The organism is Winogradskyella sp. ECml5-4, assembly GCF_036903175.1.
Lineage (GTDB): Bacteria > Bacteroidota > Bacteroidia > Flavobacteriales > Flavobacteriaceae > Winogradskyella > Winogradskyella damuponensis.
Window position 1 is genome coordinate 326,937 of sequence record NZ_JAYJLF010000002.1, and the last position, 16,963, is coordinate 343,899.

Here is a 16,963-nt window from a genome sequence, read left to right on the forward strand (position 1 = left end):
ATTTCTGCGAAAATCTGAGAAATCTGCGGGAAATTCTCTATCCTCTTGCTAGTTTTAAAAACACATCGTTCATATTTGCAACGTTAAACTGTTGCTTAAGCTTTTTAGGGGTGTCTAAAGCTTCTATTTTTCCGTTTACCATTATAGACACGCGATCGCAATACTCAGCTTCATCCATGTAATGTGTGGTAACAAAAACGGTTGTTCCTTGGTTTGCAGCTTTGTAAATCATTTCCCAAAATTGGCGTCTCGTAATTGGGTCAACACCTCCTGTTGGTTCATCTAAAAAAACAATTTTAGGATCATGAAGTAAAGCCACTGAAAAGGATAGTTTTTGTTTCCAGCCTAATGGTAAAGAACCTACTAATTTACTAGCCACCTTTTCTAGTCCTAACTCTTCTATTAATACAGCAGATTTCTCTTTGATACTTTTTCTTGACAAACCATAAATTCCACCAAAGAATGTGATGTTTTCTTTAACCGTTAAATCGTCATACAGCGCGAACTTCTGACTCATGTAACCAATATTTTTCTTGATGTCTTCTGCATTAGTAAACACATCAAAACCTGCAACATTGGCAGCTCCAGAAGTAGGTTTTGAAATACCAATCAGCATTTTCATGGCTGTAGTTTTCCCTGCTCCATTTGCTCCCAAAAAGCCAAATATTTCTCCTTTTTTAACATCAAAAGAAATAGCGTTTACTGCTGTAAAATCACCAAACATTTTGGTTAGGTTTTGAGCTTCTATGACGTTCTTTTTGTTCATTTAGTTCTTTTTTGTCTAATCAAGCGCAGTCGAGATGTCTTATTAGTTCTCGACTGCGCTCGAACAGACATTTATTTAGCTAATTCCATAAAGGTATCTTCAATGGTTGGTTCGGTTTTTCCGATTTCTATATGCGATAAATCTTTAGATTGTAAATAATCTATTAAATCTTCCGGATTAAAATCTTCTCTGCTATCTGTATAATGTACAAACTCGCCAAAAGGATAAACACTATGGTTGTATTCATAATCATTTAAAGCATTTATGAGTTGGTATGTATTGCTTGCCCTAACATTATAAATCCTTTTTGGATAATGTTTCACTATAGCTTGAGGTGTATCAATCTGCAAAATTTTACCATCTTGAATTAATGCAATTCTATCACACAAAGCTGCTTCATCCATATATGGTGTAGATACCAAAATGGTAATGCCTTTTTGTTGCAAACGTTTAAGCATGTCCCAAAATTCTTTTCTCGACACTGGATCAACTCCTGTTGTTGGCTCATCTAGAAACAACACCTTTGGTTTGTGAATTAAAGCACAACATAAAGCCAACTTTTGTTTCATTCCTCCAGAAAGTTTACCTGCACGACGGTCTTTAAAAGGTTCTATTTGAACATAAATGTCTTTTATTAAATCGTAGTTTTCTTCAATGGTAGTTCCGAAAATAGTTGCGAAGAAGTTTAAATTTTCTTCAATCGTTAAATCTTGATAGAGTGAAAATTTTCCTGGCATATAACCCACATTATTCCGAATCTTTTTATAGTCTACAACCACATCAAAATCAGCAACCGTTGCACAACCTTCATTAGCAATTAAAAGTGTTGTTAAAATTCTAAACAACGTTGTTTTTCCTGCGCCATCAGGACCAATAAGTCCAAAAAGCTCCCCTTCTTTTACTTGAAAAGAAATATCTTCTAAGGCCTTTACGTTTTTATAAGACTTACTAATATGGTTGACCGTTATACTCACTAAATTTTAATTTTGAACTATAATTTTAGCTTCCATTGTAATTTTTGAAGTCACAGAATTTGAAATTAAACAGGCTTTTTCCGATTTTTCTAAAATACGTTCTGTACGTTCTCTTTTAGATGCGTCTGTAATTACAACTTCTGGAAATAATAACACTTCACTTATTGCAAATTTGCCATCCACTTTTTCTAGAATACCTTTAGAACCACATGCAAAACTCACAAATTCTAATTTTGAATATTCTGCAATTGCTAAAAAAGTAGTCATCAAACAACTACTTACTGCTGCTGTAAATAAATGCTCTGGTGACCAAATATTTGACATTCCGCCAGGAAATTCTGGTGGTGTTGCCACTTCAATGCAATTAGTTTCATTAGTTGCCTCATTTTTCAATTCTGGGGAACACATGGTTCCTTTTCTGTCTTGCGTCCATTTAATATCGACGTTATAAATATGTTTTTCCATGATTCTATAATTTTAGTTATGGTTTTTTATTTAATTATTCATAGGTTCCTCCGAAGCATTTAGCCATAGTTCGGCTGGTATTCCAATTTTTAGGCTTCCATCGTTTTTAACATCCACTTTTACGGCATAAACTAAGGCCACACGTTCTTCTTTAGTCTGAATTATTTTTGGTGTGAATTCTGCTTCCGAAGCTATCCAGCTAATCGTTCCTTTGTAGGATTTCATGACATCTACATCATCAATTTTAACCGTTACTTCCTGTCCTATTTTAATATTAGCTAATTGCGTTTCGCTTATATAAACTCGTAATTGCATGGTGCTTAAATCGGCAATTTTATACAACGGTTTTCCAAAAGCAGTAATTTCATTTGGTTCTGCGTATTTGGTTAAAACGGTTCCGATTAAAGGATTTACAATTTTACTTTTATGGATTTGGTCGTCAATTTGTTTTAACTGCACATCAATAGATTTAAGCTCATTCACAACAGGTGCATTTTGAATTTCGATACTTCTAATTTGATTTTTTATGACATCAATTTCTCCTATTATATCATCTAATTGCTTTTGTGTTCCTGCATTATCTTTTATCAGATTTTCTATTCGTGTTTTATTGGTATTTGCTGTTTTTAATTTAGAATTTAAAACCGCTATTTGAGATAAGACTCCTTTAGATTTTGAAGCAATGATAGCTTTAGAGACCGCTAACTGCTCACGTTTTAATGCTAAAGGAATAGTATCTATATAGCCCATAAATTGTTCTTTTTGAAGCACATCGCCTTCATCGAGATTAAACTGCATTAGTTTCCCATTAGTTTCTGCTGAAATGGTTATTTCAGTGGCTTCAAAATTCCCATAGCCATCTGCTTTTCCGTTATTGTTTCCACAAGAAAACAAGCTAAAAGCAATAATGCTTAGTCCTAGTATGTATTTATTATTTTTCATATTTATGGTTTTTGTTTCCCGCAGATTTCGCTGATTTTCGCAGATCTTACTATTTATTTCTCTACTCTAATCTGCGGAATCTATTAGATCTTCTTCTATTGTCCTTTAATGACATTATAATTTGCTTTTGCCAATTGTAACTGAATGTTATGTTTTATCAAGGTGTTTTCATCTTCGTATAAATTAGTGAGTTCTGTGATGTATGCCGAAGATGTAATCACACCATTTTTAAGTTGTGAATCTGCCGATTTTAGCACGTCTTTTCTAAGATTAATTATTTCTAAATCTGAAGTAATAAAAGATTCAATTTTATCGATTTCTTTTTGTTGTTGATTTAGCGCAATGTTAGTATTGAGTTTAAAAATTTCGGTTTCATTCTCTATAAAATCTTTGTTGATAGCTAAAGATGCTCTTTGCTTTTTGTTCGCATTCCAATCGAAAACAGTCCAATTCACTTTAACACCAACGGTGTAAAATGTTTGAAACGAATTATCTAACATATTTAATCCTGGATTGCCATAACCTCCTGTTGCAAAACCAAGTAATTTAGGTGCGTTTTGTTTTGATAACAGGGTTTCATAATTTTCAATTTCATCTTTTTTAAATTGAAATAATTCCAGTTCTGGTCTTGCTAATTCTGTTCGTAACTGTGTTTCTATAAGTGGTTTTTGAAATGTTATTGAAGCATCTATTGGCTGACTTATTAAACTTGATAATGTTTCGATAAGGGTTGCTTTGTTACTTTCTAATGCGTTGCATTGTTGGTTTATTTTTAATAATTCAGCCTCTAAAACTTTATCTGAAGTTGGCAAAATAACACCATACTTAATTCCTGATTGTACTTCCTTTAGTTTTGCTTCTAATTGAACCTTTTTCGCTTTTAATAATAATTGAGATTCTTGCGCTAACAACACAGAAAAATAGAGTTGATTAATTTGCTGTTTAAGTTGGTATAAACTGACTTCGACTTGTTTTTGTTTCGTTTTTAGTTGCGCCGATTTTAAATCTAAAGACGCTGCTGTTGCTCCTCCATTATAAATTAATTGGTTTACAGAAACGGTTGCACGATATTGGTCTTTATTTAATGGTTCGATTCCTGACATTGCCAAAGGAAACTGAATCACATCAGACTGATACGTCGCTTGTGCATCTAAGCTTAACTGAGGTAATTTTGAAGTAGCAATAACTTCTGCATCTAATTTGTTTTGCGCCTCAAAAAGTTTTGACTGTTTTGCTAACGGATAGTTTTCTGTCACTAAATCATAGCATTCTTCTAATGTAATGCTTTGTTGTGCAACACTTGGTAAGCCAACTAAGAGGAATAAAATTATTAATAACTGCTTCATTTTAAGTATGCTTTATAGAATTAATAATAAAGTCGGCAACTTCTGTTTTACGATCCTCTATGAGTTTTTTGTAGGTTTTATCATCGGTATTAGTGAATGCCACGAGTAACGGTTTTGCAACAAACGGAAAAACATTTAAAGCCATAATATTGATAAATAATTGTTCGGCACTAATGGGTTTTAAAATACCTTTTTCAACTTCCTGAGCGACTTGTTTCTTAAATTTTTCAATATTAGGAAAAGCTGGATTATCTTTCATTTTTAAAAGAAAATCTGGATTCCTATTGAGTTCTTGAATGATAAAATTTGGCAAATACGGATGCTTCGCTATAAAGTTTATATAGTTTAATGTGAAATTTTTCACTTTATCTTCAATAGAAGAATCATCATTTAAAACGGCATTCAATTGTGGTGCTAACAACGAAAATGCATTCTTAAAAACAGCTTCAAACAATAACTGCTTATTTCTATAGTAATAATGCAACATCGCTTTATTAATACCTGCTTTATCGGCTATTTCTTGCATTCTTGCGCCAACCATTCCTTTAGATTGAAAAATGTGTTTTGCTGCATTTAGTATTAGCTCTTCGGTATTTTCGTCTTTTGTTTTTTTCATTTTAACTATATGGTTTAACCAATTGGTTAATAAATTTACAAAAAATAATCAAACCATCACCTGTTTGATTATTTTATATTTATGTATTCATCTTTCGAAATATCATCTTAGCTAATACGAGTCCGATAATTCCACCTAAAGCAGACACCAATATATTGATGACAAATAAAGAAACATCAATACTTCCATCTTTCATTATTGACCATGGATTAAAACCTAATCGTCCAAAAGATTTTAAAACTAAAATGCTTCCAAATACGCCAATTAATGTATTTCCAGTAAAGCCAAACGTATATGACTTTTTAATATATCCAAAAGTATTGGCAGCTATTATTCCTGTTAGTATACTAATTAAAGAAATTAATGTTTCAGTCATAATAACAAGTTTAGATTAGTGCCCGTAATCCATTTTATCAACCTTTCCTCCCATGAGTCTTTTTTGAACTATGAAGTAAACAATTAAAAGAATAAACCCAATAATTGCCCAATTAAAAGCTACTGACAGACCATAATGTTCTGCAGCTGTATTGTAAATAGTTAAGTGTTCATGAGTGTTATTGATTGATGGTAATATTACAGGAAATAATGATGCCAAAGACGATGTAATTCCGCCAACAATTAGTATGGTAGAAAACAAAAAACCTTGATTTTCTTTTTTGAATTTTTTAATAAAAAACAATCCTATTAAACCTGTAAAATAAACAACAGGAAACACTATTAAATAAGGTCTTTCTATATAGTTGTTTAACGCATTAGGATTTACAATTTGCCAAACAATTAATGATAATACAGTTAGTGCTGCTAGTACTATATTCAACTTAAAAACAACACCTGTAAGCTTATTATTAATTGATGAATTGGTTTTTAAAATCACCCAATTGGCTCCGTGAATCGCTAAGGTGACCACAGAAATTAAACCTATAATTATTGTAAACCAATCTATAATGCCTGGTGTGTCACTTAAAGGACTAAAACTACTGTCCCATAAGGGTAAGAAAAAATAATGGCCTTCGTATGCAGAGGCGCCGTTTTCTACACCTCCTAAATTTACACCTCTTACAACATTCCCCAAGGCAATACCAAAGAACAAGGCTAATAACAAACTAGAAACTCCGAATGAGGCGTCCCAAATGTCTTTCCACATTTGATATTTAAATTGTCCTCTAAACTCTAAACCAATAGCTCTAAAAATGATTAACCATAATACGATAATTAAAGGCAAATAAAATCCACTAAAAACAGAGGCATAAAACGTAGGAAAAGCCATAAAAAGCATTCCGCCTGCTGCAACGAGCCAAACCTCATTTGAGTCCCAAAATAAGCCGGCAGATTTTGCTATTACTTCTTTATCTTTTTCTTTTTTAGCAAAGAATAAATGGATGATGCCTGCTCCAAAATCGTAACCATCTAAAATAAAAAACACTGCTAAAACTAGCGCAATTGCTATATACCAAAATACTTCCATAATTAATGTGTTTGGGGTTTTGGACCATGATTAATAGTTTTACCAACTAAGACTAAAAATAATAAGCCTAGTAGCATATATAATGCGACAAAACCAAGTAAGGTAAATAATGTATTACCTGAAGATACTGTTGGTGAAATACCATCACTTGTTTTTAATAAACCGTAAACGAGGTAAGGTTGTCTTCCTAATTCTGCAGTATACCAACCTGTAAGATTTGCGATATATGGAAATGGAACTAAAAACATGATAGTCCACAATAGAGGTTTTATAGTATATAATTTTTTTCGCCATAAAAAGAAAAGCGCTAAAGCCATTACTCCAATAAAAATAGTACCTAAACCAACCATTATATGGTACGAATAGTAAAGCGCAGGAATATTATCTGGTAATTCCTCTTCTTTAAATTGATCCATTCCTGGAATTTGTTTATTCCAATCCTGATGCGTTAAGAAGCTTAGTATATTGGGTACTGCAATTTTATTATCTAGCTTTTTTTCAACCATATTAGGTTGTCCAATAAGTACAATTTCAGCTCCAGCTTCTTCCGTTTCAAAAATCCCTTCCATAGCTGCAAAAGCTGCTGGTTGGTATTCTGCAACATTTTTAGCATTCCAATCTCCTGTTGGGAATGCAACCAAAATACTAGAGATTAAACCAAAAACAACACCTGTTTTTAAGAACAGTCTACCATATTCGGTTTGTTTATTTCTTAATACATAAAATGCACCAATACTTGCGACAACGAAAGAAGACGTTACCACAGACGCTAATTGATTATGTAAAAAAGCAGGTAATAACCAAGGATTCGTAAAGAGTGCCGAAAAGTTTTCTAAAACAAATTTACCATTATCTAAAATCTCGTAGCCTACTGGATGTTGCATCCAAGCATTGGTGGCCAAAATAAACCATCCACTTGCCCAAGAGCCTAAAAAGACTAAAAAACCAGTTAGAAAGTGCAGTTTTTGTCCCATTAGTTTTTCACCAAAAATGAACAATGCTAAAAACGAGGATTCCAAGAAGAAAGAGAACATGCCTTCCATAGCTAGAGTCTGACCAATAATACCACCTGTGAGTTCTGAGAACTTTGCCCAATTGGTTCCAAATTGAAATTCCATTGGAATTCCTGTTACCACTCCCATAGTAAAATTAATAGCAAAGATTTTCATAAAAAACTTTGCTGCATTGTTATATTTATCAATTTTAGTTCTAAGGAATTTCCATTTAAAGTAGACTATCATTAATGACAATCCCATGGTTAATTGCGGAAATATATAGTGGAAAGTGATAGTAAATGCAAATTGCAATCTATCGTAAAAGATCATGTCTTCCATAGCCAAATTTTAAGCTATAAAAATACGAATGAAAAAGAAGAAATTAAGTAACTTTTGATACAAAGAAAGGCTATCTGTATTACAGATAACCTTTTTTATATTTTTATAAATATGTTATAACTATCTTTCTTCTGGCTCTTCGTCTTTAGGTTTTCCCTTTGACATAAAGTTAATTAATATACCCACTAAGGTAATACAGACTAACGCGAAGATTATTATCATTACCACTCCACTCGTCCAACTATACAATGTTATTGAAGAATTAATCATATAAATTATCTATTTTTTCTGGGTATAAAAATAATTACTTATTTTTTTATTAAACATGACATTTGTCATTCTAAGAAAAAATATTAAACAATCTTTAAAAATTAATTAGATGATTTTATAACATTTATAATCTCATCTTTTTGAAGCACTCCAGACTGCCTCCATACTTGCTTCCCATTTTTAAACAAAAGCATAGTTGGCACACCTCTCACTTGGTATTTTGAAGCTAGAGCTTGATTTTTATCGACATCAATTTTAATGATACTAACATCTTCACCCATAGCCTCTTTTACTTGTTTTAAAATTGGGCTCAACATTTTACATGGTCCACACCAATCTGCAAAAAAATCAACTAAAACGGGTTGATCTTGATTTATTATTTCTGAAAATTTGCTCATACCTGACTTATTTTTATTTATCGTAAGTGATACTCCAGATACCTCTTACCTCGTTAATATTATAACCAATTGCTTTATCCATAGGATATAAACTCTTAATTCTAGTTAAAGTGGTTTCATTCAATGTTTCATTAGGTTTTCCGTGACATTGAAGACACATTGTGTTAGTCGTAATTGGGTAATAAACCTTTACTTTATTGTCTAATTCTTTTACAATTGGGCTTGCCTCTTCATTATTAGCGATACCCTTTTTAAAGGTGTTTATATAATCTAATTCTTCTGAATTTGCTTTATTTTTTGGATTTCTTGGTTTATCCGACACACGTCTAATAACAGCATTATGCACCACTGACATACTATCGGTTAAAGGATACGCGCGTTCATTACAAAATGTTAAGGCTTCCAATACTCCTTTTTTCTGAATGGTTCCCATTAAATTTTTACCCAAAACGGCTTTTGTTGTCAAGGCGTACTTTAAACCTCTCTCACCATAAGACAAGTCTTCAAAATTAGTTTGGGCTTGTTGCATACCCTGTTTTTTACCATTTCCATTTCCCATGCCTTTACCATCACCCATGCCTTTACCTCGTTCTTCATTGAAATGCTCTTCAAACCATTCTGGTTGCTCAATTTCAAAATCATACATATAATCTGCAATCTGTTCTATAGTTTTCTCTGCAAATGCCTGTTTAGGCATCACACCAAATCGTTTGACAGCTCCATACATTTTAGCATCCTCTACATTGGGATTTTTAATCCAAGTTTGCATTGAAGCAATAAAATCTTCTTTACTCGTTTCACTATTAATATAATGTTTTTTAATGGCAATCATCGGTGGACCAATTCTATCTGCTTGCGTTGCGGTAGGATTATGACACACATAACAATTTGCTTCCATTAACTTTTTACCAGGATGCTCTGTTGCTGCACTCGATTTATCAGTACTACTATATGTGTCTTTAGTTTTATGACTTGAGTTGCAACCCACTAAAGTTATAATTAACACAAGAAATCCAATAAAATTTTTCATATAAATTTAGTTTGAATAAAGATAGTAAGGAATACGAAATACTTAGGTAACTAATGTTACAATGCTGCTTAAAAGCACTATAAAAATTATACTAATTTTCTGTATTAGAAAGTGTATTTTTACATCCAATTATGGATTCACTCACACAAATCGTTTTAGGTGCAGCTGTAGGCGAGGCTGTCTTAGGAAACAAAGTAGGCAATAAAGCTATTTTATATGGTGCTATCGCAGGTACGATACCAGATCTAGATATTTTTGCTTCTCATTTTACAGATACGGTTTCGGCTTTGGCGATTCATCGCGGCTTTACTCATTCTATTGTTTTTTCAGTGCTCTTTGCTCCTATTTTTGGTTGGTTAGTTTCTCGTTACGAAAAGTATAAGGACTTTAAAGCTTGGTCTTGGTTATTTTTCTGGGCATTAATAACACATCCTATATTAGATGCACATACGACTTGGGGCACACAACTATTTTGGCCTTTGGATATAAGATTGGCTTTTAAAACCATTTTTGTAATTGACCCACTTTACACCTTACCTTTTTTAGTATTCTTAATTTTAACGATGTTTCAAAAACGAACATCTAAAAAAAGAAAACTTTATAACGGCATTGGATTAACTATAAGCACAGCCTATTTAGCCTTAACCTTTGTTTTAAAAGACGCAGCTTTAAATCATTTTGAGAGCGCCTTACAAACCCAAAATATTAATTACCAAGAAATAGATATTAGACCTTCTCCTTTAAATACCATTTTATGGAACGCTAATGTCGAAACTAAAGAGGCATACTTATTAGGCGATTATTCATTTTTTGACACTAAGGGTATAACCTTTGAAAGTTACCCTAAAAACCATGAACTGCTAGGAAAACTAATTGAAAACGAAAAAGTAAAACGTATGATTGCTATTTCTGAAGGTTGGTACACCATTAACAAAATAGATGATAAATTATACTATAACGACTTGCGATTTGGACTATTGAATATGGAATCTCAATCTCAAAACTTTGTGTTTAAATACTTCATTGATGTAGATGCTTCTGGAAATGTTAATTTTATAGAACAAGAAAAAACGCAACGCGATGGAAAAAAATTAATTCAAGATTTATGGGAGAGAATAAAAGGAAACTAAATTTACTATTTACCTCCTAACCACCTAAACTCATTGGTTCTAATAACATATCCTATTCTAATCATGCTTTGCGATTGTTTATAGTTTAACATCCCCTCTGCTTGTCCTAAAAACCATTCGAGTATTAAGTATTGATTGGAGATATTATTATCAAATGGATTAAAATAAACACGTGTTCTAATTGATCCTTTTAGATCAAAATTTATACCTTTTCTAACTCTTACATCAAAAAAAAACTTATCAGGCTTTATAATGTGCGAAAGATTAATCTGTCCTAAGCCCGTGTATTCTAATAAATCTGGATTTCCTTCCTTGTAACCAAAAGGCACCCATACTTTAAACCTACCAATGGTGTTTTTAGCAACATTAGTTGTGTATTCTAAGCTCAAACGGTTCCAACTTCTAGAAAAAATACTATCTCTACCATTAGACTCATGTTCAAACGAAAGATTGGCTATACCTTTTAATTTATCATTTTTATCAAAAAAAGCCTTTCCTAAAGCAATTGACGGGTTAAAATTAATATCACTAAAAGGAAAAGATTCTTTATAAATGTTCCAAAAAGACCGTTGCGTATAAGTCATAAACAAATAAGTATCTAAAGGTAAGCGACTTCTGGTTAGAATTTGTTTAAAACTAATCTGATACTTTGCGTTTGCCGTATTCTTATTAATGGTTTTATTTGTTGGTACTCCAGTAATAAAATAATTGTCTTTATGAATTGAAAAATAAGGCAGCTTTGCAATCGAATCTCTTAACTCTTGTTTTGTATAGCTTTGCGAATTAACTTCTGAAGCTGTAAAAAAGATAAAAAGAAAACTTACAATTGTAAAAAAAGATTGTTTCATATAAATGAGATTCTAAAATAGTACACAAACTTAAGCTTAGATTTTGAAATTACTTAACTCAAACAGTAATGAAAATACCTTAAATAAATATTTTAAAGAGACTATTTTGGTGGCTCTAACGCCTTCTAAATGAGATAAAAATATTACTAATTAAGTTACAAAACTTACTTAATTGATAACTATCTTTAGTATCCCCAACTTATGTTTAAACTTATTATGGCAAAGTGAATGAGACCAATAAGTAAAAGACAATTAATTTAACGCATTACTTTTTATGGAATTACCTATTATATTGGTTTTTGCGATTATTGGTGTTAGTATTCTGCTTTTTATTACTGAATTCTTTCCTGTAGATAAAATTTCGTTCTTTATTATTGTTGCTTTAGTGTTATCACAATTAGCTACTCCTGAGGAAGCTATTAGTGGTTTTGCTAACCCAGCTACAATTACCATATTAGCCTTAATGATTTTAGCTGTTGGCCTTGAAGAAAATGGTGTAATACAACTAATATCTGACGGTATTAAAAAATTAAGCATCCTTCCTCTTATTTTACTCACACCTGCATTTATGGTTATATCAGCGAGTATTTCAGCTTTTATAAGTACAACTGCAGTTGTAATTATCTTTATAAAAATAGTTAATCAACTATCTGAAAAATACGGGTTTTCATCATCGCGTTTGTTAATGCCTATTTCTTTTGCTGGTATATTGGGTGGAAGCTGTACTTTAATGGGTACTTCTACTAATTTATTAGTGAATTCTATTGCAAAAAAACATGGTATTGAAGCTTTTAGTTTCTTTGAATTCTCTTTATATGGTCTTGTTTTCTTTATAATTGGATTGGTAATTATGACGATTGCTTCTCCCTTTTTGCCAAAGAAAAAACAAAGCAATTTATCTAAAGATTACAATATTGAATCTTATGTTTTTACAGTTAAAGTGACTAAGGATGCACCATTAATTGGCGAAAGATTAGGTGATATTGATTTTTTTAATAATGAAGATGCAAAAATCTTAAAGCTAATTCGAAATAACCAAGTTATAAACAACCCTGGAAAATACATAAAGCTATTAGCTAACGATAGTTTAGTATTAATGAGCAACTTGGAAAATTTTCAACCATTTATGAAAAGAAATGGTTTTGTATTAAATGAAAAACGACAAAAACAACAAACTCAAAATTCTGACAAAGCTACTTCTGAATACGATATGACCTATGTAGAAACTCTTATACTTCCTGGTTCCAACCTTATTGGTAAAACATTAAGAGGTTTACGTCGTATGTCTTTTCAAGGAGCTTATCCTATTGCTATAAAAAAGCGAAGAAACATAAGAAATACAAAAGAACGTTTATTACGTAAAAACATAAAAGACATCAATCTTAAGCCTGGTGATCGTATACTACTTGAAATGCAAGAGCATAAAATTTCAGACTTATATAATATTAAAAATATTGCTATACTAAACGAACACGAGTTTAAACCCAATGTTTCTAAATCTAAAAGAACAATGGCGCTCTTTATTTTATTAGGAGTCATTACTCTAGCTGCAACCAGCATTTTAAGTATACTAACGGCCTCCCTTGTTGGTGTTTCTGCCATGCTCTTAACTAATATAATTCAGTTAGAAAGCGTTTACCAAAAAGTCAATTGGCAAATTATTTTTTTATTAGCAGGAATGATTCCATTGGGCATTGCCATGTCTAATAGTGGTGCAGATACTTGGCTATCTAAATATTTATTAGTTTTAATGAGCAATCAAACTCCAATGGTAGTTTTAGGTATTTTATTTGGTATTACCATGCTTATGTCTGGAGTTATTTCTAACAATGCCACAGCTATTATTATGGCACCAATTGCTATTGCCGTAGCTAGCGGTTTGAATTTAGATATCAAACCATTTTTATTAGCCGTTATGTTTGGTGCTAATTTTAGTTTTTTCACTCCTGTTGGCTATCAAACTAACACGCTTATTTATGGTACTGGTGCTTATAAGTTTAAACACTTCTTAATTATTGGAGGTGTATTATCCTTGATACTTTGGATTGTAGGAACACTAGTTTTATCAACTCTTCTTTAATAAAAAAACACATCAACAAGTGCTTAAGTTTAAGCCTTCATAGCGCTTTACTTTACCTTAGAAACATTTTTAGCTTGTTCGTTTCTTATTTGTTTTATGGTTAATGTACTTCCGTCGTGACTCCAACCTGGTGGACCAAAAACATACATAAACTTGTGTTTCCATTGCTTAGATTTTTTCATATCCTCCCAAATATTTTTGTATTCATGAGTTAGAATTATAAAGATATTATAGGAATTTGGAGGTGTTGAAACTCCGTATTCAATATCAACTTCATCGTCTAATTCTTTCCAAGTTCCAAAAACACGATCAAAAATATTAAGAATACCTCCATGGTTTTTATCCATATATTCAATATTTCTAGCGTGGTGCACTTGGTGCATGGTATGTGTATTTAGAAACTTATCAAAGAATCCTAATTTTTTAACATACTGCGTATGAAGCTGAAATTGCCATAAAGATTCAAGACCTAAACAAAATAAAAGCATTGCTGGCGGAAAACCAATCATAACAATCCACACATAAAAAAAGGGTTTATAAAACAATGTAAACCAACCATTTCTAACAGCAGTTCCTAAATTAAAATTATTAGAAGAATGATGTACAATATGCGCTGCCCAAAATATTCTAACCATATGGTTTTGACGATGAAACCAATAATAAGAAAAATCATCTAAGAGCATACATATTACCCAAATATACCAAGCATAACCAAAGGACTCCCATCCCATTATATTAGTTCTAACTCCGTCTACCATAGGATTAAAAATCTCGTAAGCAAAATTAAAAACCAACATTACAGAAACAGTTTTTAAAAGTGCACCAAGTACTGCTGACCCTATTCCCAGTGATAAACTCGATACTAAATCCCTCCATTTATATAGGTTTTTATTATCAAATGTTTTGCTATAAGAAAGCTCAAGAGCTATAAAACCCAAGAAACAAGGAACTCCGTAAACGAGAGGATTAGTAAAATCCATTTATTATATTTTTTTTAGTTGTAGTCATTTTCCGCAAAATACAATTTCTATATTCTTTAAATTACATCTTATGGAATAATACTAAAAGAAGTTTAAATCCTAAAAAATATAGGACCAATACATATGATTTGTACTAAAAACCTATGAAATTGATAATTATTCTATTTATTACACTAGGTCTTAAAACGTAGCGACTTTTGATTAAGAAATTTTCTACATTTTTATTTTATTAATAATGTATCCGTAAAATAGTGTTTACAATCTAAAAAATGATTTTCAACTTTAAAATTACTATCCTTAGCAAGTTCTTCAATACCTTTAAGACTATATTTCTTAGATAATTCTGTCCAGATTAACTCGTCATAAGTAAAATCGAAACTTTCGTTAATTTTTTTCAATTCTACTTTCTGATTACGAAGACTTACTATATAACTACGCACTTCGCCATTTATTGGATTATAGTGACAATAAAAATCGAAATCATCTATTTTAAAATCGGCATCAAACTCACGATTGATACGTAAAAGCAAATTAATATTAAACCGTTTAGTAATGCCATGCTTATCAAAATAAGCATTCTGAATTGTTATAGGATTCTTTTTTAAATCTACACCTAAAAGCAATTTATCACCTTGCTTCATATTACTATTAAACAGCTGCATAAGCGATACAGCTTCATTCTTAGAGTAATTTCCAACATTACTTCCTAAAAACAATAATAAACTGGGAATCTTGGTTTGCATATTTTCTTTTGAAAGTACTTCAAAATAATCGCCAACCCTTGGATGAATAGATAGCTGTGGTAATTTTTGTTTCAATTTCCCTGTTAAATCATCCATAGCTCCTTGGGAAATATCTATTGGTACATAATGAAAATTGATATTATTATTTACCAAGTATTCCAGTAGTTTAAAAGTCTTAAAGCCATCACCTGCACCTAACTCTATAATATTGAAGGGTTCGTTAAAATTTAAGGCTTCAATAATTTGCTTCGCCTGTAAAGACAAAATTTCAAACTCGCTATTAGTTAGATAATATTCAGGCATATTCATAATTTCCTGAAAAATCCGGCTGCCAGCATCGTCGTAAAAATATTTAGACGAAAGCGTTTTTTGTTCTTTAGAAAGCCCTTCTATTAAGTCTTTTTTAAATTGTGTATTCATATTATTTTACAAGTCTAATTCCCGAAAACATCCATTGTAAACTCGGATGAAAAAAGTTTCTGTAGGTGTGTCTGCTATGATTTTTTGCTGTTGCTATAGAGGCACCTCTTAATACCTGAAGCCCTATCATAAATTTACCGTTGTATTCTCCAAGTGCTCCATCTGCTTTTGTAAAATTTGGATACGGTTGATAAGCACTTGCGGTCCATTCCCATAAGGCGCCCCAATTAAATTTTGAAGACGCTACTTCCCACTCAAATTCTGTTGGTAAGCGCATACCTTTCCATTCTGCAAAAGCAAAGGCTTCATAATAACTAATGTGCATTACAGGTTCATTTAATTTAATCGCTTCCAAACCATTACAATTGTAATAATGCCACTTACCCTTAGTAAAATGCCAATATAGAGGTGCTTTTATGTTATTGTTATTAATAAAATCCCAGCCTTCTGCATGCCACAAATTGAAATCCTGATAACCTCCAGCTTCAATAAATTCGAGATATGCTTTGTTGGTTATAAGTTGATTTGAAATTTCAAAAGGATGAATATATACTTTGTGAACGCCTAATTCATTATCAAAACAGAAATCGTTGCGTTTATGGCCTATTTCATAAACTCCTTCTTCAATAGAAATAAATTCTTGTTTTTCCTGTGCTTCTGAAAGTACAAAATAAGCATCGTATTTAGGGAATGTAGGTTGATGTCCTAAAATATATTTAATATCATAAGCCAACAGTTCTTGATGTTGCTGCTCGTGATTAATACCTATTTCAAGCAATTCTAATAAGGCTTCCGAGCTATTTTTAGTTAATAAATCAATAACATTTTGCGTTACAAACTTACGATAAGCGTAAACCTCTTTTACAGTTGGTCGCGTCATTAAACCTCTATTTGGTCTCAATACACGTTCGCCTGCATTATTGTAGTAACTATTAAAAAGGTAAGCAAAATCATCATTAAAAACGGTATACCCTTTTTTGAAAGCTTTAAGAACAAACTGCTCAAAAAACCATGTGCTATGTGCTAAATGCCATTTAGGTGGCGACACATCTACAATAGGCTGAACCGAATAATCTTCGATTTCTAGAGGTTTACAAATCTCTTCTGTTGCATTTCTTGTTGTTTTAAACTTTGTAATTAAGGCTGTTGTATCCAA

The 16,963-nt window shown here is 31.8% G+C and carries 17 protein-coding genes; 2 read left to right on the top strand and 15 right to left on the bottom strand.

What is annotated here, in order from left to right; translation table 11 throughout:
• Positions 1 to 37: 37 nt before the first annotated feature.
• The 11 genes from VDP25_RS03015 to VDP25_RS03065 all read right to left on the bottom strand — a co-directional run bounded on the left by VDP25_RS03015 (position 38) and on the right by VDP25_RS03065 (position 9,606).
• Entirely contained in the window at positions 38 to 766 is a 729-nt protein-coding gene (locus VDP25_RS03015) for an ABC transporter ATP-binding protein (RefSeq protein WP_334466694.1), read from the bottom strand.
• Positions 767 to 837: 71 nt separating this feature from the next.
• Positions 838 to 1,740 carry an ABC transporter ATP-binding protein gene (locus tag VDP25_RS03020; protein ID WP_334466697.1) on the bottom strand — a complete coding sequence of 301 codons (903 nt, stop codon included), beginning with the start codon at positions 1,738 to 1,740 and terminating at the stop codon, positions 838 to 840.
• A gap of 6 nt (positions 1,741 to 1,746) precedes the next feature.
• Positions 1,747 to 2,205: an OsmC family protein gene (locus VDP25_RS03025; protein ID WP_334466700.1), complete on the bottom strand. Its 459-nt coding sequence runs from the start codon at positions 2,203 to 2,205 to the stop codon at positions 1,747 to 1,749.
• Between the two features lie 30 nt (positions 2,206 to 2,235).
• The gene (locus VDP25_RS03030) at positions 2,236 to 3,147 is read right to left on the bottom strand and encodes an HlyD family secretion protein (RefSeq protein ID WP_334466703.1); all 912 of its coding nucleotides are present in this window, start codon (positions 3,145 to 3,147) and stop codon (positions 2,236 to 2,238) included.
• A 95-nt stretch (positions 3,148 to 3,242) separates the two neighbouring features.
• Positions 3,243 to 4,493, bottom strand: a complete 1,251-nt coding sequence (locus VDP25_RS03035) for a TolC family protein (RefSeq protein WP_334466706.1) — start codon at positions 4,491 to 4,493, stop codon at positions 3,243 to 3,245.
• Between the two features lies 1 nt (position 4,494).
• The gene (locus tag VDP25_RS03040) at positions 4,495 to 5,109 is read right to left on the bottom strand and encodes a TetR/AcrR family transcriptional regulator (RefSeq protein WP_334466709.1); all 615 of its coding nucleotides are present in this window, start codon (positions 5,107 to 5,109) and stop codon (positions 4,495 to 4,497) included.
• Between the two features lie 79 nt (positions 5,110 to 5,188).
• A complete protein-coding gene (locus VDP25_RS03045) occupies positions 5,189 to 5,485 on the bottom strand; it encodes a hypothetical protein (protein WP_334466712.1) in 297 nt (98 codons plus the stop codon).
• A gap of 15 nt (positions 5,486 to 5,500) precedes the next feature.
• Complete coding sequence (gene cydB / locus VDP25_RS03050) at positions 5,501 to 6,574, bottom strand: cytochrome d ubiquinol oxidase subunit II (RefSeq protein WP_334466715.1); 1,074 nt, start codon at positions 6,572 to 6,574, stop codon at positions 5,501 to 5,503.
• A gap of 2 nt (positions 6,575 to 6,576) precedes the next feature.
• Positions 6,577 to 7,908 carry a cytochrome ubiquinol oxidase subunit I gene (locus VDP25_RS03055; protein ID WP_334466718.1) on the bottom strand — a complete coding sequence of 444 codons (1,332 nt, stop codon included), beginning with the start codon at positions 7,906 to 7,908 and terminating at the stop codon, positions 6,577 to 6,579.
• Between the two features lie 371 nt (positions 7,909 to 8,279).
• Positions 8,280 to 8,576 carry a thioredoxin gene (gene trxA / locus VDP25_RS03060; RefSeq protein ID WP_334466721.1) on the bottom strand — a complete coding sequence of 99 codons (297 nt, stop codon included), beginning with the start codon at positions 8,574 to 8,576 and terminating at the stop codon, positions 8,280 to 8,282.
• Positions 8,577 to 8,589: 13 nt separating this feature from the next.
• Positions 8,590 to 9,606 carry a c-type heme family protein gene (locus tag VDP25_RS03065; protein ID WP_334466723.1) on the bottom strand — a complete coding sequence of 339 codons (1,017 nt, stop codon included), beginning with the start codon at positions 9,604 to 9,606 and terminating at the stop codon, positions 8,590 to 8,592.
• A gap of 131 nt (positions 9,607 to 9,737) precedes the next feature.
• On the opposite strand from VDP25_RS03065, the gene VDP25_RS03070 reads away from it, so the two are divergent.
• Positions 9,738 to 10,736, top strand: a complete 999-nt coding sequence (locus VDP25_RS03070) for a metal-dependent hydrolase (RefSeq protein ID WP_334466725.1) — start codon at positions 9,738 to 9,740, stop codon at positions 10,734 to 10,736.
• Between the two features lie 5 nt (positions 10,737 to 10,741).
• On the opposite strand, the gene VDP25_RS03075 is transcribed toward VDP25_RS03070, so the two are convergent.
• Positions 10,742 to 11,584, bottom strand: coding sequence for a phospholipase A (locus tag VDP25_RS03075; protein ID WP_334466727.1), 843 nt, complete (start codon positions 11,582 to 11,584; stop codon positions 10,742 to 10,744).
• A gap of 274 nt (positions 11,585 to 11,858) precedes the next feature.
• Here VDP25_RS03075 and VDP25_RS03080 point away from each other — a divergent pair, with 274 nt between their 5' ends.
• The gene (locus tag VDP25_RS03080; RefSeq protein ID WP_334466730.1) at positions 11,859 to 13,664 is read left to right on the top strand and encodes an SLC13 family permease; all 1,806 of its coding nucleotides are present in this window, start codon (positions 11,859 to 11,861) and stop codon (positions 13,662 to 13,664) included.
• A 47-nt stretch (positions 13,665 to 13,711) separates the two neighbouring features.
• On the opposite strand, the gene VDP25_RS03085 is transcribed toward VDP25_RS03080, so the two are convergent.
• The 3 genes from VDP25_RS03085 to egtB form a co-directional block, all read right to left on the bottom strand.
• Positions 13,712 to 14,644 carry a sterol desaturase family protein gene (locus VDP25_RS03085; protein WP_334466733.1) on the bottom strand — a complete coding sequence of 311 codons (933 nt, stop codon included), beginning with the start codon at positions 14,642 to 14,644 and terminating at the stop codon, positions 13,712 to 13,714.
• 221 nt (positions 14,645 to 14,865) lie between these two features.
• Entirely contained in the window at positions 14,866 to 15,807 is a 942-nt protein-coding gene (locus VDP25_RS03090) for an L-histidine N(alpha)-methyltransferase (RefSeq protein WP_334466736.1), read from the bottom strand.
• Position 15,808: 1 nt separating this feature from the next.
• A complete protein-coding gene (gene egtB / locus VDP25_RS03095; protein WP_334466738.1) occupies positions 15,809 to 16,963 on the bottom strand; it encodes an ergothioneine biosynthesis protein EgtB in 1,155 nt (384 codons plus the stop codon).

What these genes read in the sequence shown, in the direction of transcription:
- VDP25_RS03040 (WP_334466709.1), bottom strand. Translation starts at nt 5,109, where the DNA reads ATGAAAAAAACAAAAGACGAAAATACCGAAGAGCTAATACTAAATGCA.
- VDP25_RS03090 (WP_334466736.1), bottom strand. Translation starts at nt 15,807, where the DNA reads ATGAATACACAATTTAAAAAAGACTTAATAGAAGGGCTTTCTAAAGAA.
- VDP25_RS03080 (WP_334466730.1), top strand. Translation starts at nt 11,859, where the DNA reads ATGGAATTACCTATTATATTGGTTTTTGCGATTATTGGTGTTAGTATT.
- VDP25_RS03015 (WP_334466694.1), bottom strand. Translation starts at nt 766, where the DNA reads ATGAACAAAAAGAACGTCATAGAAGCTCAAAACCTAACCAAAATGTTT.
- VDP25_RS03045 (WP_334466712.1), bottom strand. Translation starts at nt 5,485, where the DNA reads ATGACTGAAACATTAATTTCTTTAATTAGTATACTAACAGGAATAATA.
- VDP25_RS03075 (WP_334466727.1), bottom strand. Translation starts at nt 11,584, where the DNA reads ATGAAACAATCTTTTTTTACAATTGTAAGTTTTCTTTTTATCTTTTTT.
- VDP25_RS03035 (WP_334466706.1), bottom strand. Translation starts at nt 4,493, where the DNA reads ATGAAGCAGTTATTAATAATTTTATTCCTCTTAGTTGGCTTACCAAGT.
- VDP25_RS03070 (WP_334466725.1), top strand. Translation starts at nt 9,738, where the DNA reads ATGGATTCACTCACACAAATCGTTTTAGGTGCAGCTGTAGGCGAGGCT.
- cydB (WP_334466715.1), bottom strand. Translation starts at nt 6,574, where the DNA reads ATGGAAGTATTTTGGTATATAGCAATTGCGCTAGTTTTAGCAGTGTTT.
- trxA (WP_334466721.1), bottom strand. Translation starts at nt 8,576, where the DNA reads ATGAGCAAATTTTCAGAAATAATAAATCAAGATCAACCCGTTTTAGTT.
- VDP25_RS03055 (WP_334466718.1), bottom strand. Translation starts at nt 7,908, where the DNA reads ATGGAAGACATGATCTTTTACGATAGATTGCAATTTGCATTTACTATC.
- VDP25_RS03025 (WP_334466700.1), bottom strand. Translation starts at nt 2,205, where the DNA reads ATGGAAAAACATATTTATAACGTCGATATTAAATGGACGCAAGACAGA.
- VDP25_RS03065 (WP_334466723.1), bottom strand. Translation starts at nt 9,606, where the DNA reads ATGAAAAATTTTATTGGATTTCTTGTGTTAATTATAACTTTAGTGGGT.
- VDP25_RS03030 (WP_334466703.1), bottom strand. Translation starts at nt 3,147, where the DNA reads ATGAAAAATAATAAATACATACTAGGACTAAGCATTATTGCTTTTAGC.
- VDP25_RS03085 (WP_334466733.1), bottom strand. Translation starts at nt 14,644, where the DNA reads ATGGATTTTACTAATCCTCTCGTTTACGGAGTTCCTTGTTTCTTGGGT.